Origin of the sequence: Wolbachia pipientis (genome assembly GCF_030373985.1) — a bacterium.
In the GTDB taxonomy this organism is placed as follows: Bacteria; Pseudomonadota; Alphaproteobacteria; order Rickettsiales; family Anaplasmataceae; genus Wolbachia; species Wolbachia pipientis_D.
This window is the reverse complement of the sequence record NZ_JAUCRB010000002.1, coordinates 1-21,628: the sequence shown is the minus strand read 5'-3', so window position 1 is coordinate 21,628 and position 21,628 is coordinate 1. Positions and strand designations below refer to the sequence as shown.

Genomic DNA, 21,628 nt, shown 5'->3' with positions numbered 1-21,628 from the left:
TTAATACCCTTATGTTGTCTAAAATTTGTAATGCAATAAAACGCCTATTACTAAGGAAAGGTAAGTTTATAGGGAGTGATGAAAATGGAAACTCTTACTATGAATCAAGTAAAGGAAAGAGGTGGGTTGTGTATAGAAGTATCTCTGAACCTACAACAGTGCTTCCAGAGTGGCATATATGGCTTCACTATACTAGTAATGCAGTGCCAGTTAATAATAAAAAAAGAAAAGTACAACATGCTCCTAATTTGACGGGTACAAAAGATGCGTACTATCCAAACCAAAAAGTAAAAAATTACCATGAAAGCTGGAATCCTAATAACTAAAGATGCGAAGATCAAATATACTTGAAATAATTGCCGGATTGTTTGTATTGTTTTTTACTATTTTTCTGGCTTGCTTTGCTGTTGATAAGCTATCTGACATCAAAAAAAGCTATAAGGATTGCTATAAAATATATGGTTTTTTTGCTAATGCTAATGGCATAATAGTTGGTGATAGCGTCAAGATTGCCGGTGTAGATGTTGGAAATATAACTGGTGTATCACTTGATAAAACTACCTACTTAGCTCGAATCGATATGTGCATAAGTAAAGACATAAAGTTGCCGATTGATAGCTCAGCCTTAATAACTAGCAGCGGGGTTATTAGTGGTAAATTTGTTAACATATCACCTGGATCAGGTGCTAAACTAATCTCGAAAGGTGGTAAGATAGAGTATACCCAAGCTGAAGCAAATGTGGGTGGAATAATAGACAAAATTCTTAGTATGTTTACAAAATAGGCCCCTTCCCTGTTGTTCAATAACTGCTGCCCGTTCTTTATTTTGGTTACGCACTATCCCTGTGCATTGTTCTTTTTGTTACCCCAGTGTTGGCTACTTAGGTGCCGCCGTTGGTTAATATCTCACTATGCAACGCGGAAGTTAAGGCGGTTATGAGCAGTATGATATGGCTATAGCCAAACTCCTTTTTCTTATGTATAATCTTAAAAAACTTTCTATGTAAGAGTGAAAATTAAGAGAGCTTTAATATCAGTATATGATAAGACAAACATAGTTGACCTTGCATCATTTTTAACACAGCAACAAATAGAAATTCTTTCAACGGGAAATACTTATAAAGTGTTATCTGATGCTGGGATAAAAACGCAAGAAGCCTCAGATTATACTCAATTTCCAGAGATACTAGATGGTAGGGTGAAAACTTTACACCCTAAAATTCATGGAGGAATACTCTGTGATCGAGAAAAACACAAAAAAGAAATGCAAGATTTAGGAATCGAGCCCATAGACCTGCTTATAATTAATCTATATCCATTTTTGGAAACAGTAAGTAGCGGTTCAAGTGAAGAGCAAGTTATAGAACAAATTGATATCGGCGGAGTAGCGCTAATTAGGGCTGCAGCAAAAAATTTTCATTTTACTTCGGTTATTTCTAGTGCTCAGGACTATGAAACACTGAAAGCTGAGATGGTCAAAAATAACAATGAAACGACATTGGAATACAGAAAATATCTAGCATGTAAGGCATTTGCTCTTACTGCGTGCTACGATTCTAATATTTACAGTTGGTTTTTGTTTAAGAGTAAAAGCAATGAGTTACCAGAGTTTTTTGCCCTATACGGACGTAAAGCACAAGAACTTAGATATGGCGAAAATCCCCATCAAAAAGCTGCATTTTACAGTAATCAATTTACCAAATATCCGCTGGAAAAACTACATGGAAAAGAGTTGAGTTATAATAATATAGTAGATATAGAATCTGCAATTAACATAGTTTCTGAATTTCAAGAGCCTGCGGCGGTAATAATCAAGCACAATAACCCATGTGGTGCTGCTGTTGGTAATAATGCATCAGAAGCATATGAAAAGGCCCTATCGTGTGATGAAATAAGCAGTTTTGGCGGCATAGTTGCTTTGAATCGGGAAATGGATTTAAAGCTAGCAGAAAAATTAAGCGAGGTATTTTTGGAAGTAGTAATAGCACCATCAATAGACGATGAAGCACTAAAAATTTTGCAGAGAAAGAAAAATTTAAGAGTAATTGTTCATAGCTCTCTTCAGCAAAATGCAAAGTTTCAAATCAAAAACGTTGCCGGTGGGTTTTTAGTACAAGAAAATAATAACTATACAATAAAAGCAGAAGAGATGAATCAAGTAACGGAGCATGCTGCAACGGAGAGAGAAAAAGAAGATCTTATTTTTGCTTGGAAAATATGTAAGCATGTAAAATCCAATGCTATAGTTATAGCAAAAGGCGGTTGCGCCATCGGTATCGGTGCAGGACAAACAAGTAGAATAGATAGTGTGAACATTGCAGTTAAAAAGGCGGGTGAAAGGTGCAAAAGTGCTGTGCTTGCTTCAGATGCATTTTTTCCATTTCCAGATAGCATAATAGAAAGTGCAAAACATGGAATTACAGGCATAATTCAGCCTGGCGGCTCGTTGAAGGACCAAGATGTAATAGCAACCGCAAATGAAAATAAAATTGCCATGTTTTTCACCAGCGTTCGTAGCTTTTTTCATTAGGCTTTATGCTTTTTGCAAACGTGTACAATTATGCGCCTTTAACATTGCTTTGATCATGATTGCAAACAGAACCCGTTTACAATCAGTGCTCAATATGATAAATTGAAGCCAGTTTATTCCTCGGTAGCTCAGTGGTAGAGCAGTTGGCTGTTAACCAATTGGTCGCTGGTTCGAATCCGGCCCGGGGAGCCAGTCATGTTTGCAGGGCTCGTTAGTATTTATCAAGAGTATTATTTATTAGTTTCTTATACTTTAGACAATCGTTGGAAACATTTTGACCGAAAACTTCCTGGGTAAGTCTCATAACTATATAAGCATTGCAACTTGTGCCTGCCGAGAGAGTGTGATCCAAGTAGTGTGACACTGAGATCCAGGGAAAAGGACGGTTTCATTCCAGCGCTCCTATAGTATCATCCCAGCGTTACGCGCTGGATGACACCGTCATAAAGGAATCAGTATCAGCTGCTTAGATGACACCTCCCTGCCAAGTTCATGAGTCGCTTTAGCGGTAGATATTTAAGAAATTTACTAAATGAAAGAAAAGGCAAAAGAAACCCTAGTTGCTGTCTATTTTCAGTATTGGCGTTTTTTAAGTCTTAAGCGCTGCAATTTAGCTGCTTTTAAACTGCAACTAACCTTAGCTTTAATGCTTAGAGATTTACCAAGCAGAAAAAAAGATAAAGAAAACCCGCAGTAGCTAGTTATTAACTCTTTATTTTAAAATTTGACGTTGGGTGATGTCTTGAACGCTTTATAAGCGCGTTTCAGCTTGTACTGATCAAAACCTAGAAATTTTATAAAGACATACGGTGCACATAGTACAAAAAATTAAACAATAGCACGCCAAATACAAGTTTTCTTGTCGTTTTAATTTGTACAGGCTGGGGAAGTTAAATAAAATAGCTTTAACACGGTGATAAAGGGGCAGGTGAGGTTTGTCAAGTAGTTTTTAGTACGTTCTTTCTGTTTTCAAATCATAACTGTTCATACTGTTGTGGATCAGGCCGTAATTCCAAAAATCTTTTTTAACTTGCCTGAGCAGCTGTTGATTTATTAAAGTTCAGCGAACTGCGTATAGTTGGTTACAATTTATAAAGCAGGCTTTCAGCTCAAAATTGTGCTTATAAAAAAATAACTTGGTTACGTATGTTAATATATGTAAATACTAGATTTATTATTAATCCCATTAAATGGGGGTTATTATGAATACAAGCATATGGAAGTGAAGAAATACTGCACACATAACGAAAATGAGTATTGAAGGTACGGTTGCACTTGCATCTTTGGTGGCAGCAATAACAATAATATTAATTGCTACTAATGTAATTGCTATACCTGAGTCTTTGGCGCTTATTAGTGCAGTTACTAATCCTATTGGAATTGCAGCTCTATTTATTGCAGCTCTATATTTTGCTACACTAGCTTATTGTTCATATAAGCAAATGTATATTACTAAAAGGGAGAAAGGAGAAAAAGATGATAAAGGTGAGTCAGGTGCAATTACCTTCTAGTGGAATTGTAAGAGCGAACTCTACGGGTGTTGTAGAAAGCCTGAAGTTACTTGATTGTCTAAAGAAGTAATGTTTTAAGAACCAACAGCCTAAGTTAAGTTGTACATGAGGTAGAGAGTCTATCTCTTTCTTTTCTCTTTCATTCAAGAGTATAAAGGCTACTATAATCTATCCCACACCTCAATTATATCCTCATCAAAGTCTACTATCTCTGCTTTCTTGAATTGGTAGCAGCTGTTGATAGATTGAATTCCTAAGTTTATTACAAAAGGAACAGCGTCATTACCTAGGATTTTACCACTGCGACAGATTATCAATCTGTCGATTAAATTATGCTTTAATAGCTCTGTGATTAATACTCCTCCACCTTCAACTAATAACCTTGTTATACCGATTTCTGAAACAAGTTTTGATGCCATGTCTTTTAAGTATATTTTGCCTGCATCGTTTGAATTAACTACTAAGTAGTGAATATTTTTTATTTTCCTCCCTAATTCTTTATTTGTGATTACCCAAGTTGTTACTTTGTCTGCAGTCTTTGCAATATTGTGCTCTTCCTTCAATTTTCCTTGGCTATCAATAATTAGCCTTATTGGCGATCTGTTTTCAAATTCTAGTAATCTGCAAGTTAAGAGTGGATCGTCGTTAACGAGGGTGTTGCTGCCAATCATGATTGCGTCATATGTTGCTCTGAGCTCGTGTACCCAATTTCTAGTTTGTTCGCCTGTGATCCATTTGCTATCGCCTGTAAATGTTGAGATTTTTCCATCAAGAGTTGCTGCGATTTTACAGGCTATAAATGGTCTATGGAGTTTCTGAGTGGTGAAAAAGCCGATATTTAGTTTTTCTGCTTCCTCTTGCATAATCCCTTGTTTCACTTCAATACCTGCTTCTTTTAGAGCTTTAATGCCTCCACCTGAAACTCTTTTATCAGGGTCAATTGCGGCTATTACTACTCTTTTTATGCCAGATCTTATGATTTCTACAGTACAAGGTTCTGTAACTCCATGATGACAACATGGCTCGAGAGTAACGTACATGGTTGCACCATGAATTGAATCTTTAGCACTTTGCAAAGTGACTACTTCTGCGTGTGGGCGCCCACCGATTCCTGTATAGCCCTCAACGATTACTATACCATCTTTTGCAATGACACATCCAACAGCAGGGTTTGGTGCAACACTCCCGAGACTTTTTTCTGCAAGCTTTAATGCAATTGACATGAAATGATCATCAGTCATTAGAAAGAAGTCATTTCGTATGAGGTATCAAAAATTCTTCTGTGCTCGTGTATAGCAAATCTATCTGTCATACCCGAGATATAATCGCATATTACTACTGAGCGCTGGAATTCATAAGCGAGCTTGTTCCACTCTGTTGGCAATAACCCTGGGTTCTCATAAAAACATTGAAAAAGCTCCTCTACTATACGTTTTGCTTTGTTCATCGTTCTATTAAGTTTATAGCTTCTATATATTTTTTCCATGTTAAATTTTTTCATTTCTTCTGTAGCATTTGCAATTTCTGGTGAGAGTGTGACTAACATTTTGTTTAGACTTCTTACGTCTTCCACACTTTTTATTTTGTGATCTTTGATATTTTTTTTCGTTTGAGAAACGACATCACCTATCATAATTCCTATGGTTCTACTCAGTGATTCATGTATAAGTTTGCTCTGGGGTAATTTTAAATGTCCGCTTTTCACGTCTTTAAATGTTTTTCCAATTAAGGGAACATCGAGCAAGTCTTCAATGATTATTAAATTCGCTCTCAGTGCATCATCAAGATCGTGAACACTATAGGCAATATCATCGGCAATTGAAGCAACTTGTGCTTCAATGCTTGAGAATTCTTCGAGCTTTAGATCATATTTTTTATTATATTCTAGCAGTAGCTGATTATTTGTGTGAGATACTGCATTTCGACCAAGCAAAGGGCCGTTATGCTTTGCAACTCCTTCAACCACTTCCCAGCTTAGATTCATACCATCAAAGTCGTCATGCTTTTGCTCAAGATGGGTTAAAATCCTTATAGCCTGAACGTTATGGTCAAACTCGTACTTCTCGTTATCAAGATTCAAATCTTGAACTGATTTCTTTAGAGCGTTTTCGCCTGTATGACCAAATGGGGGATGACCAAGATCATGTGCAAGTGCTATGCATTCAGTAATATCCTCATCTAAGCCGAGCCTGCGTGCAATAGATCTTGCAATTTGTGCAACTTCAAGGCTGTGAGTAAGCCGAGTGCGATAGTAGTCATGCTCGTAATTGATAAAAACTTGTGTTTTATACCCCAGTTTCCTAAACGCATTAGAGTGAATAATGCGATCCCTATCACGCTGAAAACAGCTACGATTTCCATCTTCTGGCTCTTTAAAATATCTTCCTCTTGTTTTGTTTGGAAAGCATGCATAACTTAATAGAAAATTATTGTTTGACATGTAAAATGCTACTATAATAAGTTAACAATAATGAACGGTAGTTGTTATGTCAACAAATTACAATATTAGCTTAACTAACAATGCGTTAGAGAAGATCCACTCTCTTGTAGGGCAGGAAGGAAATAAGGGTTCTGTTTTACGAGTTGCAGTTTCAGGTGGTGGATGTTCTGGCTTCAAGTACAATTTTCTTATGGATCAGGTAAGTAAGAACCCATCTATGAGCGATGATGATGACTATGATGATGAATTTGATGATGAGGATGATGATTATGAAGAAAGCGAAGACTATAGAGGACACTCTAGTTTTAACGGAAAAAGTAAAGATATAATAATTAATGACGAAAATGGAAATCCTGTATTGATGGTTGATAATTGTTCAGCGAAGTTTTTAAATAACTCAGTTATAGATTATGCAGAAAATCTGAGCGGTTCTGGTTTTCAAATAAAAAATGCTCTTGCTAAGTCTCAGTGTGGATGTGGTAAAAGTTTCTCAGTTTAATTATTACCAGTATTTAGATACCTTCTGAGTCTTTTAATCATGAGTAATGATTTAGCACTAGAGCTAACTTCTGTAGGTAAGAGCTTCGGAAAAGGTTCTGCTGTTGTAAAAGATATCAATCTAAGGATTGCAAAAGGGCAAGTAGTTGCATTAATTGGCAGTTCGGGGTCAGGGAAAACAACTATATTGCAAATAGCAGGCTTGTTAGATAAGCCAACTTTAGGTACAGTAACAATAGATGGGGTAAATTGTACAAAAGCAAGCAATAAGTACAAAACTCATATAAGAAGAAGTTTTCTTAGTTTTGTTTATCAATTTCATTATTTACTACAAGAATTATCGATATTAGAGAATATTATGCTTCCTCAGCTTATTGCAGGAAAAAGCAAAACTGAGGCGATAAGAAGTGCTCAAACGATATTAGAAAAGTTTGGTATGGAAAACAAAGCAAGCAGTATGATATCTGAAATTTCTGGTGGGGAGAGGCAAAGAGTTGCAATTGCAAGAAGCATTGTAAATTCTCCAAGACTTTTACTTGCAGATGAACCAACGGGCAATTTGGATCCGACAAACTCTTTGAATGTGTTTTTACTGTTACATTCATATGTAAAGGAAAATGACAGCTCTATGCTTATAGTAACACACAATCATCTTCTTGCAGAAAAGGCAGACTGTACCTTACAGTTGAAGGATGGGTTGCTAGTAAAATTGTGAATAAATACAGTATAGAACTAGAATCTATTGAGTTACTACTTTGTACTTGCCCAGCCAGTGATCATTAACAGGGTATAGCTCGCACGAAGTGCTTTCATTGCTTCTTATACACGGACTTTTTAACTTGCGTGGCTTGCTAAAACAACCCCCTCCTTGTAGTGCAAGTGCAGCTAAAGCGCATAGTAGTAATTTCTTAAACATGATAAAACCTTCCTCTGGTTAAGCATATTCTTTTACTATTACCTCTTTTTTGACCTTTTGGGAAGAAATAGCTACATTATTCAAGCGCAGTTTTATATAGTCGTCTATGATTTGCACCACCTTCTCTTCTTTATCTCTTAAAAAGTGATTAGTATCGTCTATTATATGATATTCCATATAATCACTCTTTACTGAGTTCATCAGCCTTTCTGCTAGTTCTGTTACATCTCTTTCTTCTGAGATTGTATCATTACTGCTTTGTATTATGAGCCCAGGAACTGGACAGGGAGAAAGAAAAGAGAAATCGTACTTTGTTGCTGGCAGAGAAAGAGCAATAAAACCTACTATCTCAGGACGTCGCATTGTCAGTTGCATAGCTACCCATGCTCCAAAGGAAAAACCAACAACCCAAATTGGAACGTTACTAGGATTATGCTCTTGGAGCCAATCAATAGCTACTGCAGCGTCAGTTAATTCTCCTATGCCCTTATCAAAAGTTCCAGTGGATTTTCCCACACCGCGAAAGTTAATTTTCAATGCAGAAAAATTGTTGCCGATAAAAGATGTGTATATACCATGTATTATTTTACTATCCATGTTGCCGCCATATTGAGGGTGGTGGTGTAAAATTAGCACAACTGGTGCATTGGCTTCCTTGCTTTGGTGATATTCACCTTCTATCTTTTTTGCTGCGTTATTTAAGAAAACTTCTACCACTGTTGCTCCTAATAAAAACCTATTTAACAGATATGTAAATTATATATATATTAATTATGTATTAATTTTACTGTTGTTGCAATAAGCTTTTTGCCGTGTTAAAGCTAATATATATGGCTGTTATAGTGAATAGTAAAGAGTGTTCCTAATTGAATGATAGATAAACCATTAAGTCCATTTTCTTTAGAAGATAGTGATTATGTATATGCTGACTATAATGCAACTTCTCCAGTTAGTGATAGTGTGAAAAAGAGTATACTTGAGGTCTTATCAAAACAAGTTCTGAATCCTTCGTCATTACATAGAAAGGGACAAGAAGCAAGAAAGATTCTTCAGGATGCAAGAGATAGCATATATGGTATTATTGGTGTGCCAGGCGATAAAGAAATAGTTTTTACGTCTGGTGCAACTGAAGCAAATAATCTTGTTATGAGAGGGATGAAAGGCTTTCAACATGTAATTTCAGCTATAGAGCATCCTTCAATTCTAAATTCTGCGTGTAATCCACACATAATACCCGTTAATCAGGAAGGTGTTGTTGATCTTTTGGAGCTGAAAAAGATTCTAAGCGAGCTTAAGGGTAATGAAGTAGTAGTTTCAGTTATGATGGCTAATAACGAGATTGGGGTTATTCAGCCTATTAAGGAAATAGCTGAAATAGCGCATAAATTCGGGGCAGTCTTTCACACTGACGCTGCTCAGAGTGTTGGAAAAATTAAAGTTAACATGAAGGATTTAGGAGTAGATTTACTCACTTTATCCGCTCACAAATTTGGCGGTATAGTGGGCAGTGGAGTTTTAATATTCAATAAAAACCTTGTGATAGAACCTATGATAATAGGTGGTGGACAAGAAAAAGGATTGCGTGGTGGTACGGAAAATGTTGTTGCAATTGCAGGCCTTTCTGCTGCATTGCAAGATATTCCAGATCTTCTATCAAAGGCAGATGAAATAAAGGGTCTACGTGATCAATTGGAGTGTGAGCTATTGAATCTTGCCAGTGATGTAAAAATCTTTAGTAAAGACTCTAAAAGACTGCCAAACACGAGTCTCATTTGTATGCCAGGAGTAAAGAATGATGTGCAACTCATGCACTTTGACCTAAATAACATTGCGGTTAGCAATGGTTCTGCATGCTCTTCTGGAAAGGTTGAGCCTTCTCATGTTTTGCTTGCAATGGGAGCAACAAGAGAACAAGCAGAGTGTTCAATTAGGATCAGTATAGGTCCAGAAATTAAGCCGCGGGATATAAAAAAAATAGTGAATTGTTGGTGTAATATCTACAAGAAGAACACCTTGGATATGTGGCGTCATCCAAGTGCTTGAAAAGTAGGAACGAAAAAAGTTGCTTGACAAGCTTTAATAACTTGATCTTTATGGGATCAAGGGTATTTCTGAGTCAAAACTTGTTTTTGACCTGCAAGTCCAATGACAAAATTCAGTAAAAAACACAGGTATTTTTTTGTGGGTTATATCAAATTATTGGGGCTACATGTCTTTTAAATTTTTTCTACATTCAGCCAAATCGCGCTTAAATTAAGCGTCAGCAAATTGTTACAGTGCTAATTTAAAGTATTAGAGGGTCAAAACTTGCTACTCGAGGTCTCTTCTACCTTTTTTTTCATTTGGTAAACTTCTTAATGTTTAGATTAGTTGCAGTTTAAGAAAGGTGTCATGCAAGTAGCTGACACTGGCATCCAGAAATTTGACTGTAAGTAAGCGCATTGAACTGTTAAGCATAAAAGTAGCTGTTTTGTGCTAAACAAATATCTTTGATTAGATTGCATAAAAAACTGTATCCCAGTGTCTGGGCGCGCGGGATGATAAGGAAGGGGCTAACACCGTTATAAAGAGGTGTTAGATTCCAGCATCACATTACTTGGATGACATCATAGGGGTTGACACCATTATAGAGTGAACCAGCGCATTGTCATCCCTCTGGTGCAACAGTTAGATTTTGTACTTGAAGCAAGATTATATCTTGAAACAATTAAGTTTTAGTGCTATTAAGCAGCTGTAGACCTTATCTTTGTGTTAATTATGAATGTGAGAGGTGAGAGAGAGCGTAGTGTTAAAGTAAAATTGCCAATATTTCTTGATTATCAATCTACTACTAAGGTAGATCCTCGCGTTTTAGAGGTAATGATACCTTATTTTGGTGAGTTTGGCAATGCACACTCTCGTAGCCATTCATTTGGTTGGGCTGCTGAAGAAGCAGTGGAAAAAGCAAGGAAACACATTGCTGGTCTGGTAAACGCGGATAGCAAAGACATTATCTTTACCTCAGGTGCAACTGAGTCAAACAACATGGCGATCAAGGGCGTTGCTCACTTTTATAAAAATAAAGGAGATCATATAATAACAGTTTGCACGGAGCATAAGTGCGTCTTGGATTCTTGTCGGCACCTGGAAAATGAAGGCTTTAAAGTTACATATTTACCTGTTAAGCAAAATGGGATTATAGATTTGTCAAAGCTTGAGGCGGCCATTACTGATGAAACAATTCTGGTTTCAGTGATGATGGCAAATAATGAAATTGGAGTAATTCAACCTGTAAAAGAAATTAGTGCAATATGTAGGGAGCATAATATATTTTTCCACACAGATGCTGCTCAAAGCTTTGGAAAAGTTCCAATAGACGTAAATGGAATGGGAATTGATCTTATGAGCTTTTCTAGCCACAAAATTTATGGACCTATGGGGATAGGAGCATTGTATGTTCGTAGAAAGAGTCCTCATGTTAGGCTGACACCATTGATTAATGGTGGTGGACAGGAGAGAGGTATACGCTCTGGTACAGTTCCAACTCCTCTTGCAGTTGGTTTTGGTGAAGCGGCACGTATTGCTAAAGAAGAAATGAACACAGAAGCAACCAGATTGGAAGAACTGAGAGATATTTTGTATAACAAGATAAAAGAAGCATTGCCTGATGTTGTTTTGAATGGTGATTATGAAAATAGAATTCCTGGCAACCTGAATTTAAGTTTTCCTTATGTTGAAGGTGAATCTCTCATTATGGCAATCAAGGATTTAGCGGTAAGTTCTGGTTCTGCGTGCACATCTGCGTCTCTTGAACCTTCTTATGTCATACGTTCACTAAACAATGGCCACGACCTTGAGCACTCATCAATTAGGTTTGGGCTTGGTAGATTTACAACTAAAGATGAAGTTTTATATGCAGCAGATCTTGTTGCTAAAAATGTTGGGCGGCTAAGAGAGATGAGCCCACTTTGGGAAATGGTACAAGAAGGAATAGATTTAAGCACTGTAAAATGGGACTCTCATTGAATCCTGTTTAGCAGAGTAGCGAGATAAAATAAGAAGTCTAATAGCAAAAGAGGGTGATGTTGATGTAGAGGAGTGTAAATTGTATTTTTTTATTGACTTGCTTGCATTCTATCATCTGCATAGGAGGTGAGTAAGTAATGATTATTAATATGACGGTAAAGTAAACGATGAGCAAAAGCTTTCTTCAGAATAGCCAGAAGTTGGTTATTGTACAAACGTAAAGTGAGGAGTATATTTCATGTGGTGCTTGATCTTTTTTAAGAGAAGGCTTGCCCTTAGTAGAGGTGCGACCTACCACCAATGAAGAGGAGTTAATACGGAAATTTTGTAAGTAAATAAAAGGTGTTAGAGAGAAAAAACGCCCAAGAATGTCAAAAGAGTCTGTGTGATCCAAGTGTAAATTATATAGAAAACGCTTTAGAGAATATTAAAGATGTTGTAGATAAATACCTAGAATAAGGACTAAGATTAGATTTACATTATAGAGGTGAGGATGAGGATAATGGTAAAATTGTAGCAAGTTTAATGTTTGGAGAAATAGTTGGTCTTCTTCTAAAGAGAGATTTTTCTCCCTCAACGTTAACATATATGCCTTTTAACATTACAGGTAAGCAAGACTGTGATGGTGCAGATAAATTGTCTGAAAAAAGTTTAGACATAGTAGAATATATCACTAATAACTTAGTATTATAAGGTGCAAAGATAGGATACGGTTGCTACCATGGTGATTGTGTGATGAGCAGATAGCTAGCGACTTTGAGAACGATATCGATGTACAGTGTAAGGAAGTTAATGACAGGCTAAAAGATATGGCATATGAAAGTGTTTTAAACAAAAGCGAGCTCACTCAGAGTGATAGATTAGAAGTAGGGTAGATAATTGGATATTTTTATGTTAAATATGCACAAGATAGCGTTATTGAGCCTGCACAAATCACAAATGATCAAAAAATAAAAGACCCAGAGTTAAGAGTTGGTGTATTACAAATCGGAGAAAGTACAGTAAGAATCGAAAGCGTAAGAGGAGAGAAAGGTTATACAGATATCTCAGGTGGCATTGAAATGTCTTTTGTTACTAAAGTAGGGAAGATCGGTATTTGTTTACATTGTAGTGAAGAAAATAGTAACGAAACAAAAGTGGAGTTTGCTGGTGAGAAAAGCAAAGTAAGGTTTGACGAGTTAGAAGATGGGGAGAAAAAAAGTTTAGGGCCAAATTGTCTTTTAGGTGGAAAAGTTGTTGCAGAAGTCATAGGTAAGAGTTTCGATAGAAATAGTAGCGCATCTACAAAGTCAACTGAGGTTATTGAGCAGCTGGATGTTCCATCCACCCTCATGCAAATTTCTCATCTACCACAAAAGTAAGCGGTAGCAATCTTGGGGGGTTAAAATTTGATATGCTCTCAGAATAAAGTTTTAAAAAATTAATTATAAATGTTCACACAAGCTGGGTTAAAAAGAGGTAATAGCAGGAAAAGTCGTTTAAATATAAAAAACCATCTTACTTTCTTACAGGGTAGCCTTTGACTTAACGCGTATGGTCTATTAGATGGTTATATCAACGCACTATACCACCTAAAGGTCGCCCGTAGCATTTTGAGTATTGGCTAACGTCCACTTAATTTGATGCGTATGTTTAAAAGAACCCTCTGAGTTTTCTAGCGCGACTTGGATGTTTTAATTTGCGCAGTGCTTTTGCTTCTATCTGCCTAATTCTCTCACGTGTTACGTTAAAGATTCTTCCTACTTCTTCTAAGGTATGTTCCTTTCCATCTTTACCAAGGCCAAAGCGCATTCTTAGGATTCTCTCTTCCTTTGGTGTTAAAGTTGCAAGAACGTTCGTTGTAATGCCTCGCAAGTCAGCAAGTATTGCAGCATCTTCTGGCCTTGAGACTCGTTTATCTTCTATACAATCACCAAAGGTACTACTATCATCTTTTCCTGTTGGGGCTTCAAGACTTACGGGGTCTCTTGCTATTTTCATAACTTTACGTATTCTTTCTAGAGGCATTCCAAGTTCCGTACTCAATTCCTCTAATGTAGGCTCTCTTTCCATCTCATGAGTCAATTTTCTTAATGTTCTATTAATCTTACTGATAATTTCCACCATATGAACTGGTATTCTAACTACTTTAGACTGCTCAGGTATTGCTCTAGTGATTGATTGCCTTACCCACCAGGTGCCGTAAGTTGAAAATTTGTATCCACGTTTGTAATCAAATTTATCCACGGCCTTCATAAGACCAATATTGCCTTCTTGTATCAAATCAAGTAAAGCAAGGCCTCTGTTCGAATATTTTTTAGCGATGGAAACTACTAACCTTAAATTAGCTTTAATCATTTCCTGCTTTGCTTCGGAGACTTCTCGTTCATGTTTCTGTATTCTTTTAATTAGCTCTTTAAATTCTTGTGCGTTATCTTCTTGTATGTACCGCTTAACATTATTCAGGGTATTGGTTATATGTTCAAAATTATCGTCTATAAGCCTTACAAATTTATTTTTTAGTTCATCTGTAAAAAAAGATTGATTTTTATTAGCTTTTAAAAAGCTTATCTCTTTTAACTCGTGCTTTAAAAGCACATCATTATAAACTTTGTAGAAACTTTCTCTGTCAATACCGTATTTTTTAGCTTCGGAAATAAGATTGGCTTCCTCAAGCATTATGGACCTATTTATATTATAGAGCTTTTGTGTAATTTTAGCGACAGCAGCATCACTTAACTTAATTTGTAACGCTACGGACCATATTTTGTTATATAAATCTTTATGTCCCTCTCCGCTAGAGGAGCTTTTTCTTAGTGTTAATACTTCGTTTGCTAAAGTAATTATCTCATCTAGTGCAACTATGACCTTAGGCAATAAGTTGCTCTCCATTTCGAGAATAGAAACATTTAAATTTGCTGAGTTTATATCTTCGTTACCGCTTTCTTGCTCATCATCAACTTTTTTATTACCTATCTGATTGTCTTTGGCATCTTCAGAATTCTCAACATCTTCAGCACTATCTTCTTTGGGTATTGCGTTAAAATCGGAATTATAAATTGCATCTAAGTCTATAATTTCTCTCAGTAAGAGAGCTCCACTACTCAAATCATCGCGCCATGCTTTTATCATTTTTAATGTTACTGATGTTTCAATTGTTGCGCGCAACATGTTATGCTTTTCAGATTCAATTTTCTTTGCTATCTCGATTTCATCTGCTCTTGATAAAAGTTTTACAGCGCTCATGTCTTGTAGATAAACCCTTACCGGGTCGTCATTTTGTATTAAAGTTGTGGCAACGTTAGACAATGTATCGTCGTCATCGAGTTTGCTATCTTCACTGTTGGAGGAAGCATCTTCTTCATCTTCACTGCTTTCAAGTATGTTGATTCCAGAATCTTGCAATAGAGATATAGTGTTATCTATGAAGTCAGATGAAAAGTTTTCATCTGACAATTTATCACTTATATCATCAAAAGTGATAAAACCACCCTTTTTTATACTTTTGGTTACAAGATCTCTAATGATTTTTTTCTTATCTTCTGCATTATTAATAGTTGACATCATTACCTTTACAATTAAAAAACTTACTTCTTATAGACTTATAATAAATGAGCCTATGGTTTTTTTCAGCTTGTGGCTACTTGTTACTTCATATAGTTTAAGATACTGTTAACTCACATACACTTGTCTTGATTAATTATTCCATATTTTTCTTCTATTTTTACTGCTATAGATAATCCAACTGAAAATGTTGCAATTCCAACTACTATGGCAGTAAGCATTAAGACATGCGGTACGGGATTGCTATATAAGTAAAAATTTGAAACCAATATAGGAGGTAAAGAGCTTTTTATATATCCTAAAAATATGTAAAATAACAGAACAGATGCTTGAAAAATATTTACTCCTATCATTTTCTTGATTAAATTCTTGTCATTTATGGTAATGTGCAAACCTAACATCATTAATATAATAATAATTGTATAATTATACAAAGTCATTATTTTTTTCTACGAGCAAAACTTATATATACGATTAACATGGAGGAGCAAACAGTAAGTGCTACACCCAGTTCCACCAAGAAAATACCCAATTTTTGACCAGCAACGTTGTGGGCCAATAATACGTTGTAAGATAAAAAACTTTGGCCAAGTAAAACTGTTGCAATACCTGTTCCCCCATAAATTAAAATACCTAGCATATTAGTGAGTTTAATCACAGAGTAAGGTATTGCTTTTAAAGTTGTGAATGTGCCAAATAACATTGAGTATAGTATTATTCCGGAGGCAGTAATTATTCCTGCTTGAAAACCGCCACCGGGAGCGTAGTCGCCGTGAAATTGTATATATAAAGCGAATAGGATGATGAAAGGTACCATCAAAAATGTTATTGCATTTAATACCGGATCTTTAATCATTTTCTTTTTCTTCTTTTAATATTAATGTTATACAAAGTGCAGCGGTAAAGACTACTATAGTTTCTCCAAACGTGTCATACCCACGAAAGCTTGCTAAAATAGCTGTTACTATGTTAAGAATACCAGTAACTCTTTCAGTATTTTCTATATAATAAGGAGCAACGTGCGAGTGGATTGGAGCATCATGGTTGCCGAAATCTGGCAATTGAATCATAAAATATGATAAACATACAGCTAAAAATGACATAAAAAAAAGTGTTATAGGGTTGTAAGATAAATTTACTTTATGATCCTTTATCAAAGAAAGTGCAGCAAATGTAAAAACTGTACTAAGTCCCGCACCAACTGAAGCTTCAGTAATTGCAACGTCAGGTGCATTCATGATTAAGTACATAAGCGCAATGAATGAGCTGAATGCACACATTAAAACACCAATTACAACTAAGTGTTTTGAAAGGACTATAAAAACTGTAACCGTAAGTAACAGCAAAAGTAATATTACATTTAATATTTCCAACATCTTAACATTCTTTAATGGTCTTTTCCTTACTTTTATAATAAGTACGTGCTAAAATATAACTGTTAGTTGAATTAGCTACCCATATTATAAGAATCAATAACGTAATTTTAACGGTATTGGTTGAAAATTCATTTTGCAGAGCAAAACCAATTAACAATAACATTGCGCCACTAGAGTCTGTAATACCTGCTGCGTGTAACCTAGTGTAAAAATTAGGAAATCTAATTACCCCTATTGTTGAAATGATTACTAAACAAATGCCTAAAAATATAAAAATAGATCCTATCATAAATTGTCAAAGCAACATTAATCTCATTAGTGCTATAGTTGATATAAAACTAATGCTAGCATACAAAAGTGCTATATCAAGCAAAAAGAAATTATTCAGAATAATCGATACTGCTGTTATAAGTAAAACTGCTTGTGTTGAGAGATTGTTGAATGCTAGCACCTTATCGTAAACATCACTTAGCATAGATACTATGCGGTATAACATTAAACTAATGCAAAACAGTAGTACATAAACAGCAACGTGGATCATTTATAAATTATACAACTTCAGTAGTTTTTTACTGGATTTATTCTTCATTGTCTACTTCGCCAGCTATTTCCTCACTGTCTTGATCATCTATTTCGTTCTCTACTTCGTCATTCTGAATGACAGTACTTTCTTGATCCACATCAGAATCTATGTCGAACTGGTTATCAGAAAAATTCAGTAATTTTTCTAGTTTACTTGCATTACTGCTATAAGTAGTACTCATATTCCCTTTCATATACCCTTTGCATCTGCCTACTAAAAGGCTGAATAGCTCATGAATATCTACCTGTCTTTCTGCTATCTCATGTAAAGAAATGATAGTATTTTTATGGCCTTTAAACTTAGCTGCTTGAATTGGATTACTTGCTCCTGTATTTAAATCATGTGTCCTCTGACTTGCCAATAGAGCTAGTTTAAAACGATTGTTCACCTGCTCTGTACATTTTTCTACAACAGACTCGGCCATAAATACTACTTTAATAAATCTTATAATATAACACAAAAGACAAAATGTAAACTTTGTATTTATTGAGATCTAACCTCATGTTTTACCTGTTCTACTTCAGATTTTACTACATGGTTTTCTGTTATCGTAATTGTTATTTCATGGTTAAGTTTTTTGAGAAACCCTAACAATCGTTCTAAAGAAAAACCATCCGTTTTGCCGTTTTTAATTTGTGATATCTTTGGCTGGTCAACACCTAGTCTTTCAGCTGCATAAGCTTGAGTCCAAGCGTTTCTTTCTATGACTTTGCTGATTATGTTAAGCAACTTCTTTTTTATTTCTACGTTGCATGAATTATTGTTTAATGATATTATTTCCATAATCTTTTACACCCACTATCAAAAACCTTGTAAAACATTACAACATAAATTTGATATCTCAAAGTATTAATATCATATAATTTGTACTAAATAATTATATGATATTAATACGTAAAACTTTAAGTTTACCTTTTGTTAAAACTTTTACCTAATTTATGTTAATCTCAAACCATTATTTTAATAAAATGATTATACATAGCAAGAACAAGTAATGACTACAAGACTTAGAATATAAATTTTGTAGATTCATTTTACATAAGAGGTTTGTATCTCTATGCCTTAATGTGGATGCTTATTTAAAATCTCTATTTAACGAGGATGCTATACATTATATTCATAATATAATTCAAATATTTGTTACTTTTTAGTTGAAACACTATTTAGTTAGTAGATAAAATTATGTTGAATATGGCAGAAATGAAAAGAGATATTGCTGTAATTATGGGGAGTCAGTCGGATTATGATACCATGGTTTATGCTGTTGATATGTTAAAGGCATTAGAGATTTCGCATGACATATTCGTAATATCTGCACATAGAACACCAGAAAGGCTCTTTAATTTTGCTAGGTCTGCACAAGAAAAAGGCTTTAAAGTTGTTATAGCTGGTGCGGGGGGAGCAGCTCATTTACCTGGTATGGTAGCGTCGCTTACTTATTTGCCAGTTATTGGTGTTCCTGTACGTAGTAAAGAGTTGAATGGGTTAGATAGTCTATTATCTATAGTGCAAATGCCAAAGGGTGTTCCGGTTGCGACGATGTCTATAGGAGAAAGTGGAGCATACAATGCTGCCATTACTGCTGCATCTATATTGTCAATTTCTAACAATAAGATTACTGATAGGTTAAAAAGATGGAGAGAAAAACAGACCGAAGCAGTAAAAGAGAAACCAACATTATGATAAGCTTATGGCAATAATTCTTTTAGATACAAAAACCGTAAATCGTATAGCGGCAGGAGAAGTGATAGAAAGACCAGCAAGTGTAGTAAAGGAATTAGTGGAGAATGCAATAGATGCTGGAAGTTTAGAAATAGAGATCAAAATAGAAAGTGGTGGGCGTAATCTTATAACTGTGACAGATGATGGAGAAGGAATAGAAAAGGAAGATTTAGAACTTGCGTTTATGCGTCATGCTACATCAAAATTAAGAGATGGCAGATTAATAGAAATCAAACATCTTGGCTTTAGAGGAGAAGCTCTGCCTTCAATTGCAGCAGTAAGTAGAATAAAATTGTCGTCTAAGGCAAGTGGAGCAAATGAAGCGTGGTCTATAGAATATGAGGGTGGAGAAAAAGTAGGAAAGGTTACTCCTTATTCTTTGTCACGAGGCACACATATAGAAGTTCGTGATTTGTTTTTTGCTACTCCAAATAGATTAAAATTCCTAAAAACCGAAAGAGCGGAAACTCAAAGCATTGTTGATATAGTAAACAATTTAGCAATGATCAACTATAGTAAGGGATTTACTCTCATTGCAGGTAATAAAAGACTCTTAAAATGTACTAAGCAAGCCTCGTTATTTAGTAGACTATGTGAAATAGAAAAAGAATTTCAGAGCAATTCTCTGGAGGTTAATGAAGAAGAAGACGGCATTAGACTTACAGGGCACATCTGTAAACCAACCGTCAATCGTGGTAAGTCTACTATGATCTATACATTTGTTAATGGCAGGCCAATAAAGGACAATCTGCTTATTGGAGCAATCAGATATGCATATCATGACTTTATTCCAAGTGGTAGGTATCCTTGTATGGCATTGCATTTAGAGATGCCGTATGATCAAGTAGATGTAAATGTGCATCCAAATAAATCAGAAGTAAGATTTCAGAATAAGAGGTTAATATATGAAGTAGTGACAAGAGGGCTGATTAAAGTATTATCAACGAGAATAGGCGCTTTTGATGTTATTCCAGCACGTGACACTAGAATCTACGCTGAGTCCCAACGTCCAGTTACTTTGATGGCAGAGGGTTTCGTGAGAGATGCGGTATCTACTGCATCTGATGCTCAATACGAAAGGAGGTCAAGTCCTTTTGAGAATCAGCTAATGAAACAGTTTACTTCTCCAAATATAGAGGCAAAAGACTTATCAGAGAGGTCAGAATCGTTTAATTATACTAATATACAGAAATCTCCCCCACAAGCAGGGACTATGGTGCTGGAAAGAGAACAAACCGATTTGATAGAGAACCATCCTCTTGGGTTTGCACGCTGTCAAGTCTATAATACTTACATTATTGCCGAGGTAAGAGACAAGTTAATTATAGTCGATCAGCATGCGGCTCACGAGAGGCTAGTATATGAATACTTAAAACGAAAACCAAGTATGAGAAGACAAAAACTGCTTCTTCCTGAAACGGTTGAAATCAAAAACCAAACTGGAATGGAGGTGGTTGAAATTTATAAAGATAAGCTTTTTGAAATGGGTTTTGATATTGAAATCAAATCAGAAAATAAAGTTATAGTAAAAGAGATTCCTACTATTTTGGGCGCGATAGATGTGAAGGAGATGCTGATTAATATAGTCGATAGATTAATGGAAATAGAGGATACTCTACCTATAGAGGATAAAGTAAACAAAGTATTATCCACTATAGCTTGCCATGGATCAATAAGAGCCGGCAGGAAAATGAAATTAGAGGAGATGAATGAGCTACTTAGGCAAATGGAAGAAACACCATATTCTGGACAATGCAATCACGGGAGGCCAACTTATATAGAAATGAAACTCAGTGATATTGAAAAACTGTTTGAGCGGAGATGAGAGGTTACCATAAACTTTCCTCATTCCAGTTGTAGAAACATTGTGGTTTGCTAGCTCATAGAAACGAAAGACTTACTTGATAACCCTTGCCAGCCCCTTATAATCATAGAATTGTAGGTATTCAGTTACCTTCAATCTGCGCAGATTAAACGACGAAAGTATTGCAGTTAGCGTCTTATGTTTAATTTTTGCATTATGTACATTCCATGTCTTCACAACATTTTTAGGTTTTTACTTATATAAGCTGAAACGAGCTTATGAGTCATTTAAGACAGTGTAGTACGCCAATTTGCAGGATTAGAGAATGAGCAACTGCTACTAAGGGGTTTCTTGTACCTTTTTTCTTGTTTGGTATATTTTTTAAATATTTTCTTCAATTTTATAATTGATTAGTGTCACGCTACTTGGATGACATCGTCTGCTACGCAAATTGCAACGTTCGTGCAGCTATGAGGTTTCACAGTAGATTCAACCTAACATAAAAAGTTTAACTTTTGGGAGTTTTTCAGTTACACTCAAATTCAACACTACTAGTAGGTGGTTGTTAAGGATAAAAGTGAAGATTTAAGAATATTAGGCTTTCATCTAAGCGATTATCCCAGTGCCCAGACACTGAGGTACGATCTGATGTTACGGTTTGTGTGATGGTTAAATTCCGTCTTTCCTAGATATCAGGGAT

The 21,628-nt window shown here is 35.6% G+C and carries 25 protein-coding genes and 1 tRNA gene; 15 read left to right on the top strand and 11 right to left on the bottom strand.

Annotated features, from left to right (window positions below):
• Positions 1–11: 11 nt before the first annotated feature.
• The 6 genes from QUS22_RS01870 to QUS22_RS01845 all read left to right on the top strand — a co-directional run bounded on the left by QUS22_RS01870 (position 12) and on the right by QUS22_RS01845 (position 4,041).
• Complete coding sequence (locus QUS22_RS01870) at positions 12–326, top strand: NADH-ubiquinone oxidoreductase subunit NDUFA12 family protein (RefSeq protein ID WP_289513305.1); 315 nt, start codon at positions 12–14, stop codon at positions 324–326.
• A gap of 2 nt (positions 327–328) precedes the next feature.
• The gene (gene mlaD / locus QUS22_RS01865) at positions 329–784 is read left to right on the top strand and encodes an outer membrane lipid asymmetry maintenance protein MlaD (protein ID WP_289513304.1); all 456 of its coding nucleotides are present in this window, start codon (positions 329–331) and stop codon (positions 782–784) included.
• A 225-nt stretch (positions 785–1,009) separates the two neighbouring features.
• Positions 1,010–2,530, top strand: coding sequence for a bifunctional phosphoribosylaminoimidazolecarboxamide formyltransferase/IMP cyclohydrolase (gene purH / locus QUS22_RS01860; RefSeq protein ID WP_289513303.1), 1,521 nt, complete (start codon positions 1,010–1,012; stop codon positions 2,528–2,530).
• Positions 2,531–2,647: 117 nt separating this feature from the next.
• Positions 2,648–2,722, top strand: a tRNA-Asn gene (locus QUS22_RS01855).
• Between the two features lie 340 nt (positions 2,723–3,062).
• Positions 3,063–3,227, top strand: a complete 165-nt coding sequence (locus QUS22_RS01850; RefSeq protein ID WP_289513302.1) for a hypothetical protein — start codon at positions 3,063–3,065, stop codon at positions 3,225–3,227.
• Positions 3,228–3,780: 553 nt separating this feature from the next.
• Complete coding sequence (locus QUS22_RS01845; protein WP_289513301.1) at positions 3,781–4,041, top strand: hypothetical protein; 261 nt, start codon at positions 3,781–3,783, stop codon at positions 4,039–4,041.
• Positions 4,042–4,202: 161 nt separating this feature from the next.
• Here QUS22_RS01845 and ribD read toward each other — a convergent pair whose 3' ends face one another.
• A complete protein-coding gene (ribD, locus tag QUS22_RS01840; protein WP_289513300.1) occupies positions 4,203–5,282 on the bottom strand; it encodes a bifunctional diaminohydroxyphosphoribosylaminopyrimidine deaminase/5-amino-6-(5-phosphoribosylamino)uracil reductase RibD in 1,080 nt (359 codons plus the stop codon).
• Positions 5,282–6,481, bottom strand: a complete 1,200-nt coding sequence (locus tag QUS22_RS01835; RefSeq protein ID WP_289513299.1) for a deoxyguanosinetriphosphate triphosphohydrolase — start codon at positions 6,479–6,481, stop codon at positions 5,282–5,284. The genes ribD and QUS22_RS01835 overlap by 1 nt, the downstream gene beginning before the upstream one ends.
• Before the next feature lie 46 nt (positions 6,482–6,527).
• Between QUS22_RS01835 and QUS22_RS01830 the strand changes: the two genes are divergently transcribed.
• A complete protein-coding gene (locus QUS22_RS01830) occupies positions 6,528–6,980 on the top strand; it encodes a HesB/IscA family protein (protein WP_289513298.1) in 453 nt (150 codons plus the stop codon).
• A gap of 39 nt (positions 6,981–7,019) precedes the next feature.
• Positions 7,020–7,694 carry an ABC transporter ATP-binding protein gene (locus tag QUS22_RS01825; RefSeq protein WP_289513297.1) on the top strand — a complete coding sequence of 225 codons (675 nt, stop codon included), beginning with the start codon at positions 7,020–7,022 and terminating at the stop codon, positions 7,692–7,694.
• Positions 7,695–7,913: 219 nt separating this feature from the next.
• Here the strand turns inward: QUS22_RS01825 and QUS22_RS01820 are convergent, their stop codons facing one another.
• Positions 7,914–8,612 carry an alpha/beta hydrolase gene (locus QUS22_RS01820; protein WP_289513296.1) on the bottom strand — a complete coding sequence of 233 codons (699 nt, stop codon included), beginning with the start codon at positions 8,610–8,612 and terminating at the stop codon, positions 7,914–7,916.
• Positions 8,613–8,765: 153 nt separating this feature from the next.
• Here QUS22_RS01820 and QUS22_RS01815 point away from each other — a divergent pair, with 153 nt between their 5' ends.
• From QUS22_RS01815 to QUS22_RS01795, 5 genes are all read left to right on the top strand, one after another.
• The gene (locus QUS22_RS01815; RefSeq protein WP_289513295.1) at positions 8,766–9,938 is read left to right on the top strand and encodes a cysteine desulfurase family protein; all 1,173 of its coding nucleotides are present in this window, start codon (positions 8,766–8,768) and stop codon (positions 9,936–9,938) included.
• A 714-nt stretch (positions 9,939–10,652) separates the two neighbouring features.
• Positions 10,653–11,900 carry an IscS subfamily cysteine desulfurase gene (locus QUS22_RS01810; RefSeq protein WP_289513294.1) on the top strand — a complete coding sequence of 416 codons (1,248 nt, stop codon included), beginning with the start codon at positions 10,653–10,655 and terminating at the stop codon, positions 11,898–11,900.
• A 525-nt stretch (positions 11,901–12,425) separates the two neighbouring features.
• Positions 12,426–12,593 carry a hypothetical protein gene (locus tag QUS22_RS01805; protein WP_289513293.1) on the top strand — a complete coding sequence of 56 codons (168 nt, stop codon included), beginning with the start codon at positions 12,426–12,428 and terminating at the stop codon, positions 12,591–12,593.
• A 35-nt stretch (positions 12,594–12,628) separates the two neighbouring features.
• Positions 12,629–12,775, top strand: coding sequence for a hypothetical protein (locus tag QUS22_RS01800; protein WP_289513292.1), 147 nt, complete (start codon positions 12,629–12,631; stop codon positions 12,773–12,775).
• Between the two features lie 186 nt (positions 12,776–12,961).
• Positions 12,962–13,261 carry a hypothetical protein gene (locus QUS22_RS01795; RefSeq protein ID WP_289513291.1) on the top strand — a complete coding sequence of 100 codons (300 nt, stop codon included), beginning with the start codon at positions 12,962–12,964 and terminating at the stop codon, positions 13,259–13,261.
• A 271-nt stretch (positions 13,262–13,532) separates the two neighbouring features.
• On the opposite strand, the gene rpoD is transcribed toward QUS22_RS01795, so the two are convergent.
• The 8 genes from rpoD to QUS22_RS01755 all read right to left on the bottom strand — a co-directional run bounded on the left by rpoD (position 13,533) and on the right by QUS22_RS01755 (position 18,185).
• A complete protein-coding gene (gene rpoD, locus QUS22_RS01790; protein ID WP_289513290.1) occupies positions 13,533–15,443 on the bottom strand; it encodes an RNA polymerase sigma factor RpoD in 1,911 nt (636 codons plus the stop codon).
• A 113-nt stretch (positions 15,444–15,556) separates the two neighbouring features.
• Positions 15,557–15,883 (bottom strand): cation:proton antiporter subunit C, encoded by a 327-nt coding sequence (locus QUS22_RS01785; RefSeq protein WP_289513289.1) that lies wholly within the window; start codon positions 15,881–15,883, stop codon positions 15,557–15,559.
• A complete protein-coding gene (locus QUS22_RS01780; RefSeq protein ID WP_289513288.1) occupies positions 15,883–16,299 on the bottom strand; it encodes a Na(+)/H(+) antiporter subunit B in 417 nt (138 codons plus the stop codon). The genes QUS22_RS01785 and QUS22_RS01780 overlap by 1 nt, the downstream gene beginning before the upstream one ends.
• Complete coding sequence (locus QUS22_RS01775; protein ID WP_289513287.1) at positions 16,292–16,819, bottom strand: DUF4040 domain-containing protein; 528 nt, start codon at positions 16,817–16,819, stop codon at positions 16,292–16,294. The genes QUS22_RS01780 and QUS22_RS01775 overlap by 8 nt, the downstream gene beginning before the upstream one ends.
• A 1-nt stretch (position 16,820) precedes the next feature.
• Positions 16,821–17,108, bottom strand: a complete 288-nt coding sequence (gene mnhG / locus QUS22_RS01770; RefSeq protein ID WP_289513286.1) for a monovalent cation/H(+) antiporter subunit G — start codon at positions 17,106–17,108, stop codon at positions 16,821–16,823.
• Between the two features lie 6 nt (positions 17,109–17,114).
• A complete protein-coding gene (locus QUS22_RS01765; RefSeq protein ID WP_289513285.1) occupies positions 17,115–17,294 on the bottom strand; it encodes a monovalent cation/H+ antiporter complex subunit F in 180 nt (59 codons plus the stop codon).
• A 103-nt stretch (positions 17,295–17,397) separates the two neighbouring features.
• The gene (rpoZ, locus tag QUS22_RS01760; protein WP_289513284.1) at positions 17,398–17,826 is read right to left on the bottom strand and encodes a DNA-directed RNA polymerase subunit omega; all 429 of its coding nucleotides are present in this window, start codon (positions 17,824–17,826) and stop codon (positions 17,398–17,400) included.
• A 59-nt stretch (positions 17,827–17,885) separates the two neighbouring features.
• The gene (locus QUS22_RS01755) at positions 17,886–18,185 is read right to left on the bottom strand and encodes a helix-turn-helix domain-containing protein (RefSeq protein WP_289513283.1); all 300 of its coding nucleotides are present in this window, start codon (positions 18,183–18,185) and stop codon (positions 17,886–17,888) included.
• A gap of 399 nt (positions 18,186–18,584) precedes the next feature.
• Here QUS22_RS01755 and purE point away from each other — a divergent pair, with 399 nt between their 5' ends.
• On the top strand, positions 18,585–19,085 hold the full coding sequence (gene purE, locus QUS22_RS01750; protein WP_289513282.1) for a 5-(carboxyamino)imidazole ribonucleotide mutase: 501 nt from the start codon (positions 18,585–18,587) through the stop codon (positions 19,083–19,085).
• Positions 19,086–19,092: 7 nt separating this feature from the next.
• Positions 19,093–20,949: a DNA mismatch repair endonuclease MutL gene (gene mutL, locus QUS22_RS01745; RefSeq protein ID WP_289513281.1), complete on the top strand. Its 1,857-nt coding sequence runs from the start codon at positions 19,093–19,095 to the stop codon at positions 20,947–20,949.
• The last annotated feature ends 679 nt before the right edge of the window (positions 20,950–21,628 follow it).